This window comes from Klebsiella sp. w6 (assembly GCF_033100215.1).
Lineage (GTDB): Bacteria > Pseudomonadota > Gammaproteobacteria > Enterobacterales > Enterobacteriaceae > Klebsiella > Klebsiella variicola.
In genome coordinates this window covers 5,078,406-5,096,685 of sequence record NZ_CP136907.1, presented here as the reverse complement: position 1 = coordinate 5,096,685, position 18,280 = coordinate 5,078,406, and the positions used below count along the sequence as shown (strand labels likewise).

General features: G+C 58.6%; 14 protein-coding genes and 3 tRNA genes. 12 read left to right on the top strand and 5 right to left on the bottom strand.

What is annotated here, in order from left to right:
* Positions 1-2 precede the first annotated feature (2 nt).
* From mscM to rsgA, 3 genes are all read right to left on the bottom strand, one after another.
* Positions 3-3,332: a miniconductance mechanosensitive channel MscM gene (gene mscM / locus R0140_RS24840; RefSeq protein WP_022064597.1), complete on the bottom strand. Its 3,330-nt coding sequence runs from the start codon at positions 3,330-3,332 to the stop codon at positions 3-5.
* Between the two features lie 24 nt (positions 3,333-3,356).
* Positions 3,357-4,319 (bottom strand): archaetidylserine decarboxylase, encoded by a 963-nt coding sequence (asd, locus tag R0140_RS24835; RefSeq protein WP_012969117.1) that lies wholly within the window; start codon positions 4,317-4,319, stop codon positions 3,357-3,359.
* Between the two features lie 160 nt (positions 4,320-4,479).
* Positions 4,480-5,541 (bottom strand): small ribosomal subunit biogenesis GTPase RsgA, encoded by a 1,062-nt coding sequence (gene rsgA, locus R0140_RS24830; protein ID WP_317703920.1) that lies wholly within the window; start codon positions 5,539-5,541, stop codon positions 4,480-4,482.
* Positions 5,542-5,635: 94 nt separating this feature from the next.
* Between rsgA and orn the strand changes: the two genes are divergently transcribed.
* Positions 5,636-6,181: an oligoribonuclease gene (gene orn, locus R0140_RS24825; RefSeq protein ID WP_004206435.1), complete on the top strand. Its 546-nt coding sequence runs from the start codon at positions 5,636-5,638 to the stop codon at positions 6,179-6,181.
* A gap of 40 nt (positions 6,182-6,221) precedes the next feature.
* On the opposite strand, the gene R0140_RS24820 is transcribed toward orn, so the two are convergent.
* On the bottom strand, positions 6,222-6,953 hold the full coding sequence (locus R0140_RS24820; protein WP_032731766.1) for a transporter substrate-binding domain-containing protein: 732 nt from the start codon (positions 6,951-6,953) through the stop codon (positions 6,222-6,224).
* Between the two features lie 294 nt (positions 6,954-7,247).
* On the opposite strand from R0140_RS24820, the gene R0140_RS24815 reads away from it, so the two are divergent.
* The 3 genes from R0140_RS24815 (at position 7,248) to R0140_RS24805 (ending at position 7,615) form a co-directional block, all read left to right on the top strand.
* Positions 7,248-7,323 (top strand) — tRNA-Gly (locus R0140_RS24815).
* A gap of 68 nt (positions 7,324-7,391) precedes the next feature.
* A tRNA-Gly gene (locus tag R0140_RS24810) sits at positions 7,392-7,467 on the top strand.
* 72 nt (positions 7,468-7,539) lie between these two features.
* Positions 7,540-7,615, top strand: a tRNA-Gly gene (locus R0140_RS24805).
* Positions 7,616-7,885: 270 nt separating this feature from the next.
* On the opposite strand, the gene queG is transcribed toward R0140_RS24805, so the two are convergent.
* Entirely contained in the window at positions 7,886-9,025 is a 1,140-nt protein-coding gene (gene queG, locus R0140_RS24800; RefSeq protein ID WP_064171747.1) for a tRNA epoxyqueuosine(34) reductase QueG, read from the bottom strand.
* A gap of 13 nt (positions 9,026-9,038) precedes the next feature.
* Here queG and nnr point away from each other — a divergent pair, with 13 nt between their 5' ends.
* From nnr to hflK, 8 genes are all read left to right on the top strand, one after another.
* On the top strand, positions 9,039-10,550 hold the full coding sequence (nnr, locus tag R0140_RS24795) for a bifunctional ADP-dependent NAD(P)H-hydrate dehydratase/NAD(P)H-hydrate epimerase (RefSeq protein WP_170919909.1): 1,512 nt from the start codon (positions 9,039-9,041) through the stop codon (positions 10,548-10,550).
* Positions 10,543-11,004, top strand: a complete 462-nt coding sequence (gene tsaE, locus R0140_RS24790; RefSeq protein WP_012543113.1) for a tRNA (adenosine(37)-N6)-threonylcarbamoyltransferase complex ATPase subunit type 1 TsaE — start codon at positions 10,543-10,545, stop codon at positions 11,002-11,004. The genes nnr and tsaE overlap by 8 nt, the downstream gene beginning before the upstream one ends.
* A gap of 16 nt (positions 11,005-11,020) precedes the next feature.
* Positions 11,021-12,382 carry an N-acetylmuramoyl-L-alanine amidase AmiB gene (amiB, locus tag R0140_RS24785; protein WP_032731770.1) on the top strand — a complete coding sequence of 454 codons (1,362 nt, stop codon included), beginning with the start codon at positions 11,021-11,023 and terminating at the stop codon, positions 12,380-12,382.
* Between the two features lie 10 nt (positions 12,383-12,392).
* Positions 12,393-14,252, top strand: coding sequence for a DNA mismatch repair endonuclease MutL (mutL, locus tag R0140_RS24780; RefSeq protein WP_012969114.1), 1,860 nt, complete (start codon positions 12,393-12,395; stop codon positions 14,250-14,252).
* On the top strand, positions 14,245-15,195 hold the full coding sequence (gene miaA, locus R0140_RS24775) for a tRNA (adenosine(37)-N6)-dimethylallyltransferase MiaA (protein ID WP_002885652.1): 951 nt from the start codon (positions 14,245-14,247) through the stop codon (positions 15,193-15,195). The genes mutL and miaA overlap by 8 nt, the downstream gene beginning before the upstream one ends.
* 92 nt (positions 15,196-15,287) lie before the next feature.
* Positions 15,288-15,596: an RNA chaperone Hfq gene (hfq, locus tag R0140_RS24770; RefSeq protein ID WP_002885659.1), complete on the top strand. Its 309-nt coding sequence runs from the start codon at positions 15,288-15,290 to the stop codon at positions 15,594-15,596.
* A gap of 75 nt (positions 15,597-15,671) precedes the next feature.
* Complete coding sequence (gene hflX, locus R0140_RS24765; protein ID WP_317703919.1) at positions 15,672-16,952, top strand: ribosome rescue GTPase HflX; 1,281 nt, start codon at positions 15,672-15,674, stop codon at positions 16,950-16,952.
* A gap of 65 nt (positions 16,953-17,017) precedes the next feature.
* Entirely contained in the window at positions 17,018-18,280 is a 1,263-nt protein-coding gene (gene hflK / locus R0140_RS24760) for an FtsH protease activity modulator HflK (protein ID WP_012543112.1), read from the top strand.

Below are 18,280 nucleotides of genomic sequence, written 5' to 3'. Positions count from 1 at the left end.
GTTTACAGGCTACCAGCCGTACGGCGGCTGGTTTTTCCGGCCGAGGTCATGGTTTTACTGCTTTGCCTGCCGTCGATACTTTCCAGACGCATCTGGAACGGAGGGAACGGCATATCAATGCCATGCTCGCGGAAGCCCGCCAGGATCAGCTGATGCATCTCATGGCGCAGCGGCATGCGATGCCCCATCTCCGCGGCAAAAATACGCAGCTCGAAAATCTGGATCCCCTGCTGCAGGTCGACGAGAAACGCCTCCGGCGCCGGGGTATCGATGACCAGCGAGCAGCGATGCGCCGCGGCAATGAGGATTTTCGTGACCTCGTCGGTATCGGCGTCCACGGGGGCCGGCACTGTCAGCACCACGCGGGTGACTGAGTCTGACAGCGACCAGTTGATAAACTGTTCGGTGATGAACGCCTTGTTCGGCACGATAATCTCTTTCCGGTCCCAGTCACTGATGGTGGTCGCACGGGTATTAATGCGGGTGACGCTGCCCGTCAGGTCGCGAATGGTGACTGTATCGCCGATGCGGATCGGCTTCTCAAACAGGATAATCAGGCCGGAGATAAAGTTGGCGAAGATCTCCTGCAGGCCAAACCCGAGACCCACACCCAGCGCGGCGACCAGCCACTGCAGCTTCGACCACTCAATACCGATCATCGAGAAGCCCACCAGCCCGCCGACGAGCATCAGCAGATATTTGGTGATGGTGGTGATGGCGTAGCCGGTGCCGGGCGTTAAATCGAGATGCTGGAGGATCGCCAGCTCCAGCAGCGCGGGCAGGTTGCGCACCAGCTGAGTGGTGATGATCAGCACCAGAATGGCAATCAACACCGCGCCAAGCGTGATCGGCTCAAGGCTTTCCACCCCTTGTACCGTCGAGGTCACGTCCCACAGCGAGATATTCTCAAGGAAGCCAAACGCCGAGTGAATTTCCGACCACAGCACGATGACCGACAGCAGCGCGATCAGCATCAGCAGGGAACGCACAAGCCGCAGCGACTGGGTACTGATGGCATCGAGATCGACCTCGCTGACCTCCGTCTCCACCGACCCCTCCGGACTGCTGACGTGAACGGGCTCATCTTCGCCGCGGGCGCGCTGGGCGAGAATTTCCGCGCGACGGTGGCGGGCCCGGTCGAAGGCCAGCCGGCGGCGCTGGATCAGCATCCAGCGGCGGATGATGTGATAGACCACCAGCAGCAAGAACCAGATGGCGACCGAGGTTTCCAGACGCGCAAGCAGCGCCTGGGCGGTGGCGAGGTAGCCGACGGCGGCCGCCAGCATGGCCACCAGCGGGGCGCCAAGCATCAGGTTCCACAGCAGGCGGTTCACCATATTGTCGCCATTCCCCTCTTTATCCAGATAGAGCGGAATACCGGCGTGCTTAAGGCTCAGGGTAACCACCGCCAGCGCGCCGCAGATCAACAGGAAGCACAGGCGGCCCAGCGAAGCGGAGAACTCGCGGTCGTTAAGATTATCAAACATGATCAGCGCCATAATCAGCGGCACAATCAGCCCGATGCTCATCAGGTAGTAGCGCATCGCTTTCGCCACGCGGTTACGCGGCCAGCCGAAGTGGGCGATAAACAGCCCGTTTGGCCGGGCGAAGGTGGCGCAGATCATCACCACCCACAGCAAAGGCACGGTCGCCGTGACCCCATCGCCTATCGCCACCGCCAGCGGGAAGGGCCAGGCGGACTGCAGGCCATAGCCGAGCGTCATCCACAGCACCGGCAGCGGCGAGGCCACCAGTATCGACCAGAAGACCGTGCGCAGCGTCAGCCAGAAGTGATCCTGGGTGACTTTCCCCACCCGGGCGCTGGAGCGCTCAAGGAAGCGGGTGAAATGGCGTCGGGAGCTGATGCTAAAGCCAACCAGCAGCAGGGCGGCAAACAGCGGCAGCAAGGTCTCTTTGCTGGTGAGCATCATCGCGCTGGCTTTGCCCAGCTCGCTGATGGTATCCAGGGAGATCAGACGCCGTAGATCCTGGACAATCTCCAGCGGCCAGGAGAAGCCGATGGGGCTGACGTCCGAAGTCCAGAACAGATAGCGGTGGGTCGCTTCGTTGATCTCTTTCAGCGCGTCTTCCAGCTGGCCGTTGGCGACCTTCAGCTTAGTGAGCTCCAGCATCAGAGTATCGCCGCCGCGCAGCAGCGAGTTCAGCAGCTCGTTCTGCGTGCGCAGCTGCGCCTGCAGGATCTTGTTCTGCTCGCTGGTCAGCGGTTGGCCGTCGGCCTGACGGATCTGCCGCAGCTGTGGTTGCTTACTGAGTAAATCTTCAAAGCGCAGACGCTGCACGCGCAACTGTGCCATTTCCGTATCCAGCTGCTGTGGGCGAGGGCGTTCCGGCAGTCGCGCCACCTGGGCGCGTAAGGCTTCACCCAGCAGGTTGGAAGAGCCCAGCCACTGCGATTGCTCGCGCAGGGTGTTTAACGCCTGGCGCACCTGCAGCGTTTGATTCGTCGCCTGCCGCTGCTGGGAGGCCACCAGATCCATGCGCTGCGCCTGCTGGTTCAGCGCCTGGGAGAGCTCCCGGTTGACCTTGAACTGCGCGGTGATGTCCGGCGGCAGGTTTTCACTGTTCTCCGCCAGCAGTTCGGTGCTCTCCAGCGCCTTTTCCGCCTCCCGCTGGCGCTGGCTGTTCTGTAAATTGCGCAGCGCCTGCAGATAGGCATCCAGTTGTTCGCTCTGCTTTTGCGCCAGCTCGGAACGGGCGCGCGACAGCTCCTGGCGGTTGTTGGCGGAAAGCTGGGCGAGGTCGAGTTCATCCACCAGCGCCTTCAGGCGCGCCGATTCCGCCTGCAGGGCAAGATTTTGTGCCTGGGCGAGAGCATTGTTGCCGGTTTGCGTGCCGATGCGGCGCTCAACCTCATTGAGCTGACGACGGGCATCGGTTTGCTGTTGCGGCAGCTGGTTCAGGGAGTCGGCGATTTCACGCGCGCGATCCTGCTCCTGCTGCGCCTGGCGGCTCGATTCCAGCAGCTGGCTGCTGACCTGCAGGATCTCCTGGTTCAGCGCATCGGCGGTCAGGCCGGTTGGCACCTGGCGCGGTTCTTCGCTCAGATTGTTGAGCTGGGAGCGCAGGCTTTGAAACAGTTTGGGGAAATTATCGATAACGTCCTGATACTGACGGGCGCGCTCGAGGGACGATTTTTGCTCCTCAAGCGCGTTCAGCGCGGACTGCAGAACTTCAACGGTTTCAGGCTGGGCGGGCTTTGCCGCCTTCGCCTGTTCCAGTTCCTGGGTTATCTGTTTAGCATCCGGGGCTGTCGCAGCGTACGCCCCGAAACTGAGGCTCAAGGCCAACAGGAAAGTGTATATCAGGCGCACGGCATAACCCTTTTTGCTGAAGAATTAACCTTGGTCTTGTGTATCGTCAACCAGCGGGCTGGCGCGGTGTTCGGCGCGGATCTCTTCTTCCGGTAACGGCGCGGGTTCAGCAGCGGTGCTGGCTTCCACGGCGGTCGCCAGCGGTTGGCCGATTTTAGTCACGGACAGGCTTTGCAGCGAGTCGACCAGCTTCACCTGGCCCGGGGCAAACAGGTTGATCACGGTGGAACCCAGTTTGAAGCGGCCCATCTCCTGGCCTTTCAGCAGGGCGACGGAGCCTTCGCTGTCACCCGCGGGCCAGGTCCAGCGTTTAATAATGCCTTCGCGCGGCGGGGTCACGGTGCCGGACCACACGGTTTCGATGCTGCCGACGATAGTCGCGCCCACCAGAATTTGCGCCATTGGGCCAAATTCAGTATCAAACAGGCAGATGACGCGCTCGTTACGGGCGAACAGGTTAGGCACATTCTGCGCCGTCAGATGGTTAACCGAGAACAGGTCGCCAGGAACGTAGATCATTTCGCGCAGGATGCCGTTGCACGGCATGTGCACGCGGTGATAGTCGCGCGGCGACAGATAGGTGGTGGCGAAGCTGCCGTTACGGAACAGGTCGGCCATTTGATAGTTGCCGGCCAGCAGGGCTTCCAGGCTGTAGTCATGACCTTTGGCCTGCAGGATTTTATCGTCTTCAATGGCGCCAAGCTGGCTGATCACGCCGTCTGCCGGCATCACCAGCACATTGGGGTCGGTATTCAGCGGGCGTACGTCGTCGCGCAGCGGACGCACAAAGAAATCGTTGAAGGTGCGATAAGCCGCGGTATCCGGCTTCTGCGCCTCTTTCATATCGACCTTGTAGTATTTCACGAACAGATCGATGACCAGTTTCGTCAACCAACCTGCGCGTTTGCTCGCACCCCAGCCTGCGAGGCGGGTGAGCCACAGTTTAGGCAGAATGTATTGCAGTGAAAGTTTAAGATCGTTTAACAAAGTAGCCTCCAGGCCATGATATGTCGTTCCTGACCCCGCCCGCGGGCGGGGTCCTGAAAAAAGGGGACGATTCTATACGTAAACCTCGCCAAATGGCATCCGCGTTAGTCGCAGTTTGACCGCGTCCTGGCAGAGCCTGACGTGATGCTCAGCTTAATGATCAGTCATCGGACGAGGAAAAGTTTTTACGCGTTTTTACCTGTACCTGCTCCATGCTTTCGAGGATGCGGTGGTAGTTCTCAAAACGGCTTTCGGCGATCTTGCCGTTCTCTACCGCTTCGCGAAGCGCACAGCCAGGATCGTTATCGTGTTTACAGTCGCGGTATTTGCAATGGCCTAAATAATCATGGAATTCGACAAAGCCATGGGTGATTTGTTCCGCTTCCAGATGCCAGAGGCCAAATTCACGAACGCCCGGCGAATCAATCACATCGCCGCCGTGCGGGAAGTGGTAGAGGCGCGCCGCGGTGGTGGTGTGCTGGCCTAAGCCGGAAACGTCCGAGACATCATTGGTGAGGATTTGATCCTCATTCAGCCCCAGCAGGGCATTCAGCAGACTCGATTTACCGACCCCGGACTGCCCGGCGAAAATGCTGATGCGGTCGGTCAGGGCCGCTTCCAGCGTCTTGAGACCGTCCTGAGTCCGGCTGGAGACCATGAGCACGCGGTAGCCGATATTGCGGTAGATGTCCATTTGCTCATTGACGAAGCGCAGGCCATCGTCATCCAGCAGATCGATTTTATTCAGGACGATCAACGGCTCGATATCCTGCGCCTCGCAGGCCACCAGATAGCGATCGATAATATTCAGCGACAGTTCAGGCAGGATCGCGGAAACCACCACGATCTGATCGATATTGGCGGCGATAGGCTTCACGCCGTCGTAAAAATCCGGACGCGTCAGGACGGAGGCGCGCTCGTGCACCGCTTCGACGATCCCTTTGACGTTTACGCCGTCGGCGGCGTCTTTACCCGGCCGCCAGACCACGCGGTCGCCGGTGACCAGCGAACGGATTGTCCGGCGAATGTTGCAGCGATGGACGCTACCGTCAGCGGATTCGACGTCGGCATGCATACCAAAGCGACTGATGACAATGCCTTCCGACGTTTCGCCAAACAGGTTGTCATCGTAGTCGGCCTTCTCCGCAGTGGTTTTCAGGCGGCGCTGGTGGTTGGCGTTGACGCGGCGCTGCTGGCCTTTGGAGAGTTTATTTTTACTCAATCGAACTGGCTCCTGGTCGCCCTGATGGGGCAAAACCTCTATGATACACGCTATTTTAGATGAATATAGTCACGCAAGAAGGGTGGAAAATAGCATGAGTGCAAATGAAAACAACCTCATTTGGATCGATCTTGAGATGACAGGGCTGGATCCGGAGCGCGATCGCATTATCGAAATCGCCACCCTGGTGACCGATGCCAACCTGAACATTTTGGCTGAAGGGCCGACCATCGCCGTGCATCAGTCGGATGCTCAGCTGGCATTAATGGACGAGTGGAATGTGCGGACGCATACCGGCAGCGGACTGGTGGATCGCGTGAAGGCCAGCGCCGTCAGCGAGCACGATGCCGAACTGGCGACCATTGAGTTTCTTAAGCAGTGGGTGCCGGCAGGCAAGTCGCCGATCTGCGGCAACAGCATCGGCCAGGATCGTCGCTTCCTGTTTAAGTACATGCCGCAACTGGAAGCCTATTTCCACTACCGCTATCTGGACGTCAGCACGCTGAAAGAGCTGGCTCGCCGCTGGAAGCCGGAAATTCTCGACGGCTTTAAAAAGCAGGGCACCCATCAGGCGATGGACGATATCCGCGAGTCGGTTGCCGAGCTGGCCTACTATCGCGAGCATTTCATTAAGCTGTAAACCAATACCGGGCCTGGTGCGGCCCGGTACATCTTTCTGATTATTTAAACCACTTTTGCTGCATCTGCTGGAAGTCAGGCGTCGCCATGACCGCGGTCAGGGCATCGTTGATGGCATTCAGCAACTCCGGATCGTCTTTGCGCACCGCAATCGCATACTGCTTACCGTAATAAGCCGGGTCGGTGGCCCGCTCATCCATGATGGCGTAGTCAGGGTTCTCTTGTTGCCAGGCGTCAAGGGTGGCGAAGTCGCTCATGACGCCGGTTATTTCGCCGGCTTTCAGCGCGGCTAAAGCGCTGGCGACGTCGTCGTAAGGGATCGCCTGCACGGCCTTCTGCTTATTGCGCAGATAGTGCTGGTGCAGCGTGCCTTTCACCACGCCGATTTTTTTGGCTTTCAGATCGGCAAAGGTATGGGCGACATCTTTATTGACGATCACCACCCCGGAGAGGGCCTGGCGATAGGGGCGGCTAAAGGCGACCTGCTTCTCGCGCATTGGGATCACTTCCATACCGGCTATCACCGCATCAAACTTCTTAAAGCGCAATGCCGGGATCAGGGTATCGAAACGCTGCGCCGTAAACTGGCACTGCGCCTGCATCTGCTGGCACAGGGCGTGAGCGAGATCGATATCGAAGCCGACGGGCTGATTTTTGCCGTTGGCGGTGACAAACGGCGGATTGGCCGTGGTAGTGCCAAAATGGAGCGTCTCGGCTGACGCGGTTCCGATGGCCAGCGTGCTCAGCAGCAGGACGGTGAGGACTTTTCTCATGCTAATTCCCTGTTTGGCGTCGTGGTGGCCACGTTATACGTCGCGCCACCGCACTATGATGCGAGCGATTTTGCGTCATTCAGCCGGGCGGAAAAAGCAATTTTGCCCGTTATGACGCTTATTTATACAATTCAGCGGCGTGGGTGGCGAGAAAATGTCCATTTAAACAAAAAACGCAAAAAAGTGATCGTCAGGGGGTTGCAGGGGCATCGAATTCTCGTATAATGCGCCTCCCGTAACGACGCGGAAATGCAAATTACGACGCCATCAAAATATGGCAAAAAAAGCAGTAACGCGGGAATAGCTCAGTTGGTAGAGCACGACCTTGCCAAGGTCGGGGTCGCGAGTTCGAGTCTCGTTTCCCGCTCCAAAATTTGAAAGCACCATCCTGATCACAGGGTTTCAACTCGCAGATGCGAGGCGAAAGCCGAAGATTAAGCGGGAATAGCTCAGTTGGTAGAGCACGACCTTGCCAAGGTCGGGGTCGCGAGTTCGAGTCTCGTTTCCCGCTCCAAAATTTGAAAGACATACCACACCAGTCGCAGTATTCAGGTTGCTACACGGTAGCTTGAATGACGATGATTAAGCGGGAATAGCTCAGTTGGTAGAGCACGACCTTGCCAAGGTCGGGGTCGCGAGTTCGAGTCTCGTTTCCCGCTCCAAATTTTCTTCCATCTCTTATTTATCCACAGTGCAATCCAGCGCCGGGGATGATTTTCATTTGATATCCAGAAATACTGTGAACAGAGTTATCCACAGGTTGTCGTTCCGTCTTTGACGGCGTAAATGCTTCGCTTTGTAAATAGTATCTTCATATGTCATTGAAATTTAACAATTAAATTTCATTTCGAAATGTTAATCCGATCACTTGACCTCGGTCTGCGCCTTGAAACGCAATGTGTTTTAGATTTTATTCACAGCCTGTGAATGAATCAGGCGTCGCGCGGCAAGCCTTTCTCTACCACCCTGACCAGTCGTAATTTTTTCGGCAGCTGTACTTCGACGGCGTCGGCGTTCCGCTTGTTTATTTGCTCAGCGATAGCCCATTCGATGTGCTCGTCGAGAAGCGGGTGCTCACCCCGGCGACTCTCCAGCGCGCGAAGATGGGCTTCATCCCAGGGCGCATTGCCCAGCGCGACGGCGATATTGCGCAGCCAGCGCAGGTGGCCAATGCGACGAATCGCCGACCCTTCGGTTACCTTCAGAAACCACGCTTCGCTCCAGGCGAACAGCTCCACCAGCGGTGGCGCATGCAACGCTTTGCGTGGACTGAAATCCTCTTCATCGGTGAGCTGTGAGAAACGGTTCCACGGACAGATCAGCTGACAATCATCACAACCGTAAATACGGTTGCCGATAAGCGGACGGAACTCCTCCGGGATAGCGCCTTCCAGCTCGATGGTGAGATAGGAGATGCAGCGCCGGGCGTCGACGGTGTAGGGCTCAACGATGGCGCCGGTGGGGCAGATGGTCATGCAGGCGACGCAGCGTCCGCACTCCTCCGCAACCGGGCTGTCGACCGGTAGAGGCAGATCGATCAGCAGTTCGCCGAGGAAAAAGAATGACCCCGCGTCGCGGCTTAAGATAAGTGAGTGCTTACCTGTCCAGCCAAGGCCCGCTTTTTCTGCGATTGGCCGCTCCAGGATAGGCGCGGAATCGACAAAAGGTCTAAAATTGAGCAAAGCACACTGTTCCTGAATCTTCTCCCCCAGTTTTTTCAGGCGATTACGTAGCAGCTTATGATAATCACGCCCGAGGGCATAACGGCTGACGTAACCCAGTGCGGGATCTTTCAGGGTGCGGGCAAAGGCGGCGTTGGCGGGCAGATAGTTCATCCGCACGCTGATAACGCGTAACGTACCGGGCAGCAGTTCGTGGGGACGGGCGCGCATCATACCGTGACGGGCCATCCACTCCATTTCGCCGTGGTATTGTTTATCCAGCCATGCCTGCAGTTTGGGTTCACTGGCGCTGAGGTCGGTATCGGCGATACCCACCTGCTGGAACCCGAGCTCTGTGCCCCACTGTTTGATTTGTTGCGCTAACTGAACGAGATCGAGGGGCTGTGACATGATGGACCATACAATGACGAAAAACCCTGACAGTATACCATACAACATTTGGCCTGCGGAGGCGCTGCGCCTGGCCGAACGAGAGGCGGCGGACAGCCTAGGGCTGACGCTGTTCGAACTGATGCAGCGCGCGGGCGAGGCGGCCTTTCAGCTGGCCAGCCGCGCTTATCCCGCCAGCGCGCACTGGCTGATCCTCTGCGGACATGGCAACAACGGCGGCGACGGATATGTTGTCGCGCGTCTGGCACAGGCCGCGGGGCGGCGGGTGACGCTGCTGGCGGTAGAGAGTGACAGCCCGCTGCCGGAAGAGGCGCAGGCGGCGCGGGAGGCGTGGCTTAACGCCGGCGGCGTGATCCATGCGGCGACTATCCCGTGGCCCGACGATATCTCACTGATTATTGATGGCCTGCTCGGCACCGGTCTGCGCAGTGCGCCGCGCGATCCCGTCGCGGCGCTCATCCACCAGGCTAACCACCACCCGGCGCCGGCGGTGGCGCTGGATATCCCTTCCGGCCTGAATGCGCAGACCGGCGCGACGCCAGGTGCAGTGGTTCAGGCTGACCACACCCTGACCTTTATCGCCCTCAAACCCGGGCTGCTGACCGGCAAGGCGCGGGATGTCGTCGGGCATCTCCATCATCATGCCCTTGGGCTCGAGCGCTGGCTCGCCGGGCAAAGTACTCCCCTGACGCGGTTTTGCGCCGCCCACCTCGCCGACTGGCTGCCGCCGCGGCGGGCCACCTCCCATAAGGGCGATCACGGCAAGCTGGTGATTGTCGGCGGCGATCGCGGCACAGCAGGCGCTATCCGTATGTGCGGTGAAGCGGCCCTACGCAGCGGTGCAGGGCTGGTGCGAGTGCTTACTCACCCGGAGAGCGTGGCGCCCATTGTCACCGTGCGGCCGGAATTAATGGTAGATGAACTGACGCCCCAGACCCTGAAAGCCGCGCTGGAATGGGCTGATGTGGTGGCGATTGGCCCGGGTCTGGGGCAGCGCGAATGGGGGCGCAGCGCCCTGCGCACGGTGGAAAGTTTTAACAAACCGATGGTCTGGGACGCTGACGCGCTGAACCTGCTGGCATTCAATCCCGATAAACGTCACAATCGCGTGTTAACGCCGCACCCCGGCGAAGCGGCCCGTCTGCTGAACGTTAGCGTGGCAGAAATTGAAAGCGATCGCTTACTTTCTGCGCAGCGTCTGGTAAAACGGTATGGTGGCGTGGTTGTGCTGAAAGGCGCAGGCACGGTGGTGGCCAGTGAAAGCGGGGCGATGGGCATTATCGATGCCGGCAATGCCGGGATGGCCAGCGGCGGGATGGGCGATGTGCTTACCGGCATTATTGCCGCATTGTTAGGACAGCACCTGACGCCGTATGATGCAGCCTGTGCCGGGTGCGTCGCTCATGGCGATGCCGCCGACCGGGTGGCCGCTCGCGAGGGCACCCGCGGTATGCTGGCGACCGATCTCTTTTCCACGCTCAGGCGTGTTGTTAACCCGGATGTGATTGACGTAGACCATGATTAACCGAGTGATTCCTTTACCCGATGAGCAGGCCACGCTGGCCCTTGGCGACCGCATCGCGCAGGCCTGTACCGGCGCCACCGTGATTTATCTGTATGGTGATTTAGGCGCGGGGAAAACGACCTTCAGCCGCGGATTTTTGCAGGCGCTCGGTCACCGCGGCAATGTCAAAAGCCCAACCTATACCCTGGTGGAGCCGTATACCCTCGAGAATCTGATGGTATATCACTTCGATCTCTACCGACTGGCGGATCCTGAGGAGCTCGAATTTATGGGGATCCGTGATTATTTTGCCGACGATGCCATCTGCCTGGTGGAATGGCCGCAGCAAGGCGCAGGTGTCCTGCCTGACCCGGATGTTGAAATTCACCTTGATTACCAGGCACAAGGGCGTGAGGCGCGTATTACCGCGATCTCCTCACGGGGTGAATCTTTACTGGCGCGTTTAGCCATTTAGCCTGAAGGATGACGGGATGAAGTATCGCATAACCACCTGGCTTGCCGCTGCGCTAATGCTCTCGAGTCTTCACGCCACTGCGGCGAGTTTATCCGATATCCAGGTCTCCAACGGAGACCAGCAGGCCCGTATTACCCTAAGTTTTGTCGGTGAGCCGGAGTACTCCTTTACCCCACAGGGTAAACGTCTGGTCGCGCTGGATATCAAGCAGACCGGCGTATTGCAGGGACTACCGCTGCAGTTTAGCGGCAGCAACCTGGTGAAGAGTATTCGCGCCGGTACGCCGCAGGATACGCAGACGCTGCGTCTGCTGGTGGATTTGACGGAAGATGGTAAAACGCGAGCGGTGAAGCAGCAGAACGGGGCGAATTACACGGTGGTCTTTACCATCAACGCCGACGCACCGCCGCCACCGCCACCGCCACCGCCGCCTGTGGTGGTGAAACGGGCTGACCCGCCGCCAGTGATGCCTTCCCGGACGGCGACGTCAGGGCGTAACCCGTTCAGCTCGTCGGGTCATGAACGGCAGACGGCGATGACCTCCTCCCAGCCGGCGATGACCAACAATCAGACCGTGACTCGCCCGGCGGCCCGTACGGTGTCGGCGGATGATAAGGTGATTATCGCCATCGATGCCGGACACGGCGGTCAGGATCCTGGCGCAATTGGTCCGAATGGCACCAAAGAGAAGAACGTCACTATCGCTATCGCGCGCAAGCTGCGGGCGTTACTGAACGCCGATCCGCAGTTTAAGCCGGTGCTGACCCGCGACGGAGATTACTTTATTTCGGTGATGGGCCGCTCTGACGTGGCGCGTAAGCAAAACGCCAACTTCCTCGTCTCTATCCATGCTGATGCCGCGCCAAACCGCGATGCGACCGGCGCCTCGGTGTGGGTGCTCTCGAACCGTCGCGCCAACAGCGAAATGGCCGGTTGGCTCGAGCAGCATGAGAAGCAGTCTGAACTGCTCGGCGGGGCAGGCGACGTGCTGGCGAACAGCCAGGCCGACCCCTACCTGAGCCAGGCGGTGCTGGATCTGCAGTTCGGTCATTCCCAGCGCGTCGGCTACGATGTGGCGACCAACGTGCTGAGCCAGCTGCAGCGCATTGGCAACCTGCACAAACGCCGCCCGGAGCATGCCAGCCTCGGTGTATTGCGCTCGCCGGATATCCCGTCGATCCTTGTGGAAACGGGCTTTATCAGTAACAACGGTGAAGAGCGGCTGCTGGGGAGCGATGATTACCAGGAGCAGATTGCGGAGGCGATTTATAACGGCCTACGCAACTACTTTATGCAGCATCCGCTGCAGTCGGCGCCTCGCGGCGAGGCGGCGCAGACCGCCAGCGCCGCAGCGCCAGGCGGGATGTTGATTAACTAAGGAGCAGGGGATGCCGATTCAGGTTCTGCCGCCGCAGCTCGCCAACCAGATTGCCGCCGGCGAAGTGGTGGAGCGGCCCGCGTCGGTGGTGAAAGAGCTGGTTGAGAACAGCCTTGATGCTGGCGCTACGCGGATTGACATTGATATCGAACGCGGCGGTGCGAAGCTCATTCGCATCCGCGATAACGGCAGTGGCATCAAAAAAGACGAGCTGGCGTTGGCCCTGGCTCGTCATGCGACCAGTAAGATCGCCTCGCTTGACGATCTGGAGGCGATTATCAGCCTCGGCTTTCGCGGCGAAGCGCTGGCCAGTATCAGTTCGGTGGCGCGCTTAACGCTGACTTCGCGCACGGCGGAGCAGCAGGAAGCCTGGCAGGCTTATGCCGAAGGCCGCGATCAGGCGGTAACGGTGAAGCCGGCGGCGCACCCGGTCGGCACCACCCTGGAAGTCCTCGATCTGTTCTACAACACGCCGGCGCGGCGCAAATTTATGCGCACCGAAAAAACCGAGTTCGGCCACATTGACGAGGTGGTGCGCCGCATTGCGCTGGCGCGCTTCGACGTCACCATTAACCTCAACCATAACGGTAAGGTGATACGACAGTATCGGGCAGTGGCGCAGGATGGCCAGCGGGAGCGGCGGCTGGGAACCATTTGCGGCGCCGCTTTTCTCGAACATGCGCTGGCGATCGAGTGGCAGCATGGCGATCTGACCCTGCGCGGCTGGGTTGCCGATCCGCTCCATACCACCCCGGCGCTGGCGGAAATTCAGTACTGTTACGTCAACGGCCGGATGATGCGCGACCGGCTGATCAATCATGCTATCCGCCAGGCCTGTGAAGACAAGCTGGGCGCCGATCAGCAGCCGGCGTTTGTGCTGTATCTGGAGATCGATCCCCATCAGGTGGATGTGAACGTCCATCCGGCCAAGCATGAGGTGCGTTTCCATCAGTCTCGCCTGGTGCATGACTTTATCTACCAGGGCGTACTGAGCGTGCTGCAGCAACAGCTTGATGCGCCGCTGGCGGAAAAAGACGACCCGCCGACGCCGCGCCAGATGCCGGAGAATCGCATCGCCGCAGGCGGCAACCAGTTTGCTCGGCCGTCGGAAGCGCGTGAAGCGGCAACCCGATTCAGCATCACATCGTCGCGTGAGCCGGCTGCCTCCGGCGGCAGTTCTGGCGGCGCGAGCTGGCCGCATGCGCAGCCCGGTTACCAGAAGCAGCAGGGCGCGCTTTATCGTCAGTTGCTCGACACGCCCGCCGCTCCGCGACCCGCGCAGCCGTCCGCCGCCCCGGCGGAACTGGCTGGTCACAGTCAGAGTTTTGGCAGAGTGCTGACGATTGTCGGCGGCGATTGCGCGCTGCTGGAGCGCGAGGGCAGTCTGGCGCTGCTGTCGTTGACCGTTGCCGAGCGCTGGCTGCGCCAGGCGCAGTTGACGCCGGGTACGGAAGCGGTATGTGCCCAGCCGCTGCTGATCCCGTTGCGGTTAAAAGTCACGGAAGGGGAGAAGCGGGCGCTGGCCGCTGCGCAGTCGGCGCTGGCGCAGTTGGGGATCGAGCTTCATACCGATGCCCTGCACGTGACGGTGCGCGCGGTCCCTTTACCCTTAAGACAACAAAATTTACAAATCTTGATTCCTGAACTGATAGGCTACCTGGCGCAGCAAAACGCATTCGACGTCGGCAACATCGCCCAATGGATGGCGCGTAATCTGACGAGCGAACAGGCGTCATGGAATATGGCGCAGGCGATTGCGCTGCTGGCGGACGTCGAACGTCTTTGCCCGCAGCTGGTGAAAACGCCGCCGGGTGGCCTGTTACAACCTGTAGATCTCCATTCGGCGATGAATGCCCTGAAAGATGAATGATGTAACCGAGGCGAGCCTGCCCAAGGCAATTTTTTTAATGGGCCCGACGGCCTCAGGTAAAACCGCGCTGGCGATAGCCTTACGTAAAGTTTTGCCAGTAGAGTTGATTAGTGTTGATTCCGCCCTCATTTATCGGGGAATGGATATTGGCACTGCCAAACCGGATGCCGCGGAGCTTAGCGCTGCGCCGCACCGGCTGCTGGATATTTTGGATCCCGCAGAAGCCTATTCCGCGGCTGATTTTCGCCGCGACGCGCTGGCGGCGATGGCCGATATTGTCGCCGCCGGGCGTATTCCGCTGTTAGTCGGCGGAACGATGTTGTATTTCAAAGCGTTGCTGGAAGGATTGTCGCCCTTACCGTCGGCTGACCCAGAGGTCAGAGCGCGGATTGAGCAGCAGGCCGCAGAGCAGGGGTGGAACGCGTTACATCAGCAATTACAGGAAATTGATCCCGTGGCTGCTGCGCGTATTCATCCAAATGATCCGCAAAGGCTTTCCCGGGCACTGGAAGTTTTTTTCATTTCGGGTAAAACTTTAACGGAACTGACGCAAACGTCAGGAGACGCTCTGCCATATCAGGTGCATCAGTTCGCCATCGCCCCGGCGAGCCGTGAACTGCTCCATCAACGCATAGAACAGCGTTTTCATCAGATGTTAGCTTCAGGTTTTGAAGCAGAAGTACGGGCGCTTTTTGCGCGCGGAGATTTGCATACGGATATGCCTTCCATCCGTTGTGTTGGATACCGCCAGATGTGGTCATACCTCAATGGCGAGATCCCTTATGATGAGATGGTTTATCGAGGTGTTTGCGCCACGAGACAGTTAGCCAAACGTCAGGTCACCTGGCTGCGCGGTTGGGAAGGTGTGCACTGGTTAGACAGTGAACAACCTGAACAAGCGCTCAACAAAGTATTACAGGTTGTTGGTGCGAGCCAGAACTGAACGTGTACAATTGAACGGTATCGTGCGTAATTTTTTTTAAGAATCGTAAGGTTCTGAGTACAAAACAAGCATACATATAAGGAAAAGAGAGAATGGCTAAGGGGCAATCTTTACAAGATCCGTTCCTGAACGCTTTGCGTCGGGAACGCGTTCCGGTTTCTATTTATTTGGTGAATGGTATCAAGCTGCAAGGGCAAATTGAGTCTTTCGATCAGTTCGTGATCCTGTTGAAGAACACGGTCAGCCAGATGGTCTATAAGCACGCAATTTCTACTGTTGTCCCGTCTCGCCCGGTGTCTCACCACAGCAATAATGCTGGCGGCGGTTCCAGTAACTATCACCACGGTGGTAGCGCGCAGGGCTCTTCTGCGCCGCAACAAGACAGCGACGACGCCGAATAAGGCCAGTGCTGTTTTTCCACGCCGGGGAGCCAGGTTTTCTGTGTTCCCCGCTGGTATTTTATAAGGGGTTTACGCTTGTTTGACCGTTATGACGCCGGTGAGCAGGCGGTACTGGTACACATCTATTTTTCGCAAGACAAAGATATGGAAGATCTCCAGGAGTTTGAAACTCTGGCCTCTTCCGCCGGTGTCGAAGCAATGCAGGTGATTACCGGTAGCCGTAAAGCACCGCACCCGAAGTATTTTGTTGGTGAAGGTAAGGCAGTCGAAATTGCGGAAGCCGTTAAAGCGACCGGCGCGTCGGTCGTGCTCTTCGATCATGCCCTGAGTCCGGCGCAAGAACGCAACCTGGAACGTCTGTGCGAATGCCGGGTTATCGATCGCACCGGTCTTATTTTAGATATTTTCGCCCAGCGCGCGCGCACCCATGAAGGGAAACTGCAGGTTGAGCTGGCGCAGTTGCGCCATATGGCAACCCGTCTCGTCCGCGGCTGGACCCACCTTGAAAGACAGAAAGGCGGGATTGGTTTGCGTGGCCCGGGTGAAACCCAGCTCGAAACCGACCGTCGTTTATTGCGTAACCGCATCATGCAGATCCTGTCGCGACTGGAAAAAGTTGAGAAACAGCGTGAGCAGGGGCGGCGATCGCGCGCGAAAGCCGATATTCCAACCGTGTCGCTGGTGGGCTACACCAACGCCGGAAAATCAACGCTCTTTAACCAGCTCACCGCTGCCGAGGTCTATGCCGCGAACCAGCTGTTCGCCACCCTGGACCCGACGCTGCGCCGCATTGACGTCCCTGACGTCGGCGAAACGGTACTGGCCGATACCGTCGGCTTTATTCGCCATCTGCCGCACGATCTGGTAGCCGCGTTTAAAGCGACGTTGCAGGAGACGCGTCAGGCGACGCTGCTGCTGCATGTGATTGACGCGGCGGATGTCCGTGTGCAGGAAAACATTGATGCGGTAAATACGGTTCTCGCTGAGATTGAAGCCGATGAGATCCCCGCGCTGATGGTGATGAACAAAATCGACATGCTTGACGATTTTGAACCGCGCATCGATCGCGACGATGAAAATAAACCGATTCGGGTCTGGCTTTCAGCCCAGACCGGGGTTGGCGTACCACTGCTTTTTCAGGCATTAACGGAACGTCTTTCCGGTGAAGTGGCCCAGCATACGCTGCGCTTACCGCCGAAAGAAGGGCGACTGAGAAGCCGTTTCTATCAGCTTCAGGCGATAGAAAAAGAGTGGATGGAGGATGACGGCAGCGTGAGTCTGCAGGTGCGCATGCCGATCGTTGACTGGCGGCGCCTCTGTAAGCAAGAGCCAACGCTTGTTGACTATGTGGTTTAACCTTGCAGCTTGCCTGAAGATATTGACCCCTGTGGGGATATCAAAAACAAATATGGAGCATATACATGGCGTGGAATCAGCCCGGTAATAACGGACAGGACCGCGACCCGTGGGGGAGCAGCAAACCTGGCGGCAACTCTGAGGGAAATGGCAACAAAGGTGGTCGCGAGCAGGGGCCGCCGGATCTGGATGATATCTTCCGCAAGTTAAGTAAAAAACTTGGCGGGCTCGGCGGCGGCAAGGGCGGACTGGGCGGTGGTAATAACGCGCAGACCCCTCGCGGACCGATGGGCGGGCGTATTGTCGGCATCGTTGCCGCGGCGGCAGTGATTATCTGGGCGGCCAGCGGTTTTTATACCATTAAAGAAGCCGAACGCGGCGTCGTGACCCGTTTTGGTAAGTTCAGCCATCTGGTTGAGCCAGGCCTGAACTGGAAACCGACCTTTATCGATAACGTTCAGGCGGTGAACGTGGAGTCGGTACGTGAACTGGCCGCTTCCGGCGTCATGCTGACCTCTGACGAAAACGTCGTGCGCGTTGAGATGAACGTGCAGTACCGCGTCACCGATCCGGAACGCTATCTGTTTAGCGTTACCAGCGCGGATGACAGTCTGCGTCAGGCGACTGACAGCGCGCTGCGCGGCGTGATCGGCAAATACACCATGGATCGCATTCTGACCGAAGGTCGTACCGTGATCCGTAGCGATACCCAGCGCGAGCTGGAAGAGACTATCCGCCCGTACAACATGGGGATCACCCTGCTGGACGTCAACTTCCAGACGGCACGTCCGCCGGAAGAGGTGAAGGCGGCGTTTGACGATGCCATTGCCGCGCGTGAGAACGAGCAGCAGTACATCCGTGAAGCGGAAGCTTATACCAACGAAGTACAGCCGCGGGCGAATGGCCAGGCGCAGCGTATCCTTGAAGAGGCGCGTGCCTACAAGACCCAGACCGTCCTGGAAGCCCAGGGTGAAGTGGCTCGCTTTGCTAAGCTCCTGCCGGAATACAAAGCCGCGCCGGAAATTACCCGCGAGCGTCTGTATATCGAAACCATGGAAAAAGTGCTGAGCCACACCCGTAAAGTGCTGGTCAATGACAGCAAAAACGGCAATCTGATGGTTCTGCCGCTTGACCAGATGCTGAAAGGCGCCGCCGCGCCGGCAGCAAAGAGCGATAGCAGTGACGCCAGCGATCTGCTGCGTCTGCCACCTGCATCCAGCACAGGCAGCGCCAGCACCTCATCAACCTCGAGCTCAACCGGGGGTAGCATTATGGACCAACGCCGCGCTAACGCGCAGCGTAACGACTACCAGCGTCAGGGGGAATAA

What these genes read in the sequence shown, in the direction of transcription:
- orn (WP_004206435.1), top strand. Translation starts at nt 5,636, where the DNA reads ATGAGTGCAAATGAAAACAACCTCATTTGGATCGATCTTGAGATGACA.
- R0140_RS24820 (WP_032731766.1), bottom strand. Translation starts at nt 6,953, where the DNA reads ATGAGAAAAGTCCTCACCGTCCTGCTGCTGAGCACGCTGGCCATCGGA.
- queG (WP_064171747.1), bottom strand. Translation starts at nt 9,025, where the DNA reads ATGTCACAGCCCCTCGATCTCGTTCAGTTAGCGCAACAAATCAAACAG.
- nnr (WP_170919909.1), top strand. Translation starts at nt 9,039, where the DNA reads ATGACGAAAAACCCTGACAGTATACCATACAACATTTGGCCTGCGGAG.
- tsaE (WP_012543113.1), top strand. Translation starts at nt 10,543, where the DNA reads ATGATTAACCGAGTGATTCCTTTACCCGATGAGCAGGCCACGCTGGCC.
- amiB (WP_032731770.1), top strand. Translation starts at nt 11,021, where the DNA reads ATGAAGTATCGCATAACCACCTGGCTTGCCGCTGCGCTAATGCTCTCG.
- mutL (WP_012969114.1), top strand. Translation starts at nt 12,393, where the DNA reads ATGCCGATTCAGGTTCTGCCGCCGCAGCTCGCCAACCAGATTGCCGCC.
- miaA (WP_002885652.1), top strand. Translation starts at nt 14,245, where the DNA reads ATGAATGATGTAACCGAGGCGAGCCTGCCCAAGGCAATTTTTTTAATG.
- hfq (WP_002885659.1), top strand. Translation starts at nt 15,288, where the DNA reads ATGGCTAAGGGGCAATCTTTACAAGATCCGTTCCTGAACGCTTTGCGT.
- hflK (WP_012543112.1), top strand. Translation starts at nt 17,018, where the DNA reads ATGGCGTGGAATCAGCCCGGTAATAACGGACAGGACCGCGACCCGTGG.